This window comes from Saccharomonospora saliphila YIM 90502 (assembly GCF_000383795.1).
In the GTDB taxonomy this organism is placed as follows: Bacteria; Actinomycetota; Actinomycetes; order Mycobacteriales; family Pseudonocardiaceae; genus Saccharomonospora; species Saccharomonospora saliphila.
The window spans coordinates 4,543-6,509 of sequence record NZ_KB912684.1 but is presented as its reverse complement, the minus strand read 5'-3'; the positions used below and the strand labels follow the sequence as shown (position 1 = coordinate 6,509).

The window sequence follows — 1,967 nt, the reverse complement described above, 5'->3', positions numbered from 1 at the left end:
ACCGCGCGGCGGGCGGGTACCTCGACGCGTCGGGCCACCCCGTGGTGAACGTCGTCGAGGGCGCGGCGGCCACGGCGGTGAGCGAGCCGGGCGTGACGACCCGGGTCGTGTCCCGCTCGTCGGCGGAGCTGGACGCCGCCCGGGCCGAGCTGGAAGCGGTCTCCGGTGCGACACACAGCACCATCGCCACCGACCCGAGGACCAACCAGGTGGTGCTCACCGTGGCCGACGACGCCGATGACGCGGCGGCTGCCGACCTGCTCGCGGCAGCCGACGGGCTCGGTGACGCGGTCCGCGTCGAGCACGTCGACGGCGGCTTCGAGAAGGCCATCTACGGCGGCGAGGCCATCACCGGCGGCGGCACCCGGTGCTCGGCGGGCTTCAACGCCAGCTCCGGCGGCCAGAACTACGTCGTGGACGCGGGCCACTGCACGGGCGCGGTGTCGAACTGGAACATCGGCCCGTCGCTGGATGCCAGCTTCCCCGGCGACGACTACGGCCTGATCCGCAACGACACGGGCAGCGCACCGGGCGCGGTGTCGCTCTACAACGGATCGGTGCAGAACATCAACTCCGCGGCGAACGCCTACGTCGGGCAGTCGATCTGCAAGAGCGGCAGCACCACGGGGCTCACCTGCGGCACCGTGCAGGCCACGAACGTCACGGTGAACTACCCCCAGGGACCGGTGTACCAGCTGGTGCAGACCTCCGCGTCGGTCAACTCCGGTGACTCCGGCGGGGCGCTGTTCGCGGGCAGCACCGGCCTCGGCATCACCTCCGGGATGGGCGGCGGAAGCTCCTTCTTCCAGCCGCTGGTCGAGGCGCTCAACGCCTACGGCGTGTCGCTGAACTGACCCGGCGACACCACCGCGGGGGCCGGGCGTCGTGGCTCGGCCCCCGCGGTCTGCCGAGGGCCGGGTAACCTCCCGTGCGTGGCACTGGATCGGAGTTTCATCGGGCGCAGCTACCCGCCCACGAGCACCTATGAGGTCGGCCGCGCCAAGATCGCGGAATTCGCCGACGCGATCGGCGACGACAACCCGCTGTACCGCGACCCCGAGGCCGCGAAGGCGGCCGGGTACCCGGACGTGATCGCGCCGCCGACGTTCCTCACGATCGTCAACCTCACCTCGATCAACGCGATCGCGAGCGACCCCGAGCTGGGACTGGACTACGCGCGCATGGTGCATGGGGACCAGCGCTTCACCCACAGCCGACCGGTCCACGCGGGCGACGAGCTCGAGCTGACGACCTCCATCGACGACGTCTTCACCCGCGCGGGCAACGACTTCCTCAGCGTGCGGGCCGACATCCGCACCACCGGCGGCGAGCACGTCTGCACCAGCCACGCGCAGCTCGTGGTGAGGGGGGAGTGACCGTGTCCATCAGCGACGAGGTCCACGTCGGCGACGCGCTGCCGCCGCTGTCCACCCGTGTCACCCGGGCCCAGCTCGTCCGCTATGCGGGCGCGTCGTTGGACTTCAACCCGATCCACTGGAACGAGCGCGTCGCCACCGGCGTCGGCCTCCCCGACGTCATCGCCCACGGCATGCTGACGATGGCGCTGGCGGGCCGCGTGGTCACCGACTGGATCGGCGACCCCGGGCGCCTCGTCGAGTACGGCGTGCGATTCACCCGTCCTGTGGCCGTGCCCGACGACGAGGACGGCACGCTCGTCGAGTTCAGCGGCACGATCGGCGAGGTTCGCGAGGACGGCACCGCGCGCGTCGATCTCACCGCCCGCGTCGACGGCAGGACGGTCCTGGGTAAGGCGCAGGCGGTCGTGCGCCTGCCCTGAGCGCCCCACCCGGAGCCCGGGGCCGGGGGACGCGGGAACGGCATGCAGGCTAGCGGGCGCCGAGGGCGGTCAGGACGGCGTCGGCCATCGCCCGCTGGCCGCGGGCGGTCGGGTGCAGCGCCGCGGCACCGGTCGCGGGTTCGAGCGGCTCGATCCACCGCCGCGGGGC

3 protein-coding genes are annotated in these 1,967 nt (G+C 72.6%); all 3 read left to right on the top strand.

Going from position 1 to position 1,967, the window contains the following annotated elements:
• A partial coding sequence (locus tag SACSA_RS23005; protein WP_019816540.1) for a S1 family peptidase occupies nucleotides 1-854 on the top strand: 854 nt, incomplete at its 5' end.
• A 78-nt stretch (nucleotides 855-932) separates the two neighbouring features.
• Nucleotides 933-1,376, top strand: a complete 444-nt coding sequence (locus tag SACSA_RS0114055) for a MaoC family dehydratase N-terminal domain-containing protein (RefSeq protein ID WP_019816539.1) — start codon at nucleotides 933-935, stop codon at nucleotides 1,374-1,376.
• A complete protein-coding gene (locus tag SACSA_RS0114050) occupies nucleotides 1,373-1,798 on the top strand; it encodes a MaoC family dehydratase (protein ID WP_019816538.1) in 426 nt (141 codons plus the stop codon). The genes SACSA_RS0114055 and SACSA_RS0114050 overlap by 4 nt, the downstream gene beginning before the upstream one ends.
• The last annotated feature ends 169 nt before the right edge of the window (nucleotides 1,799-1,967 follow it).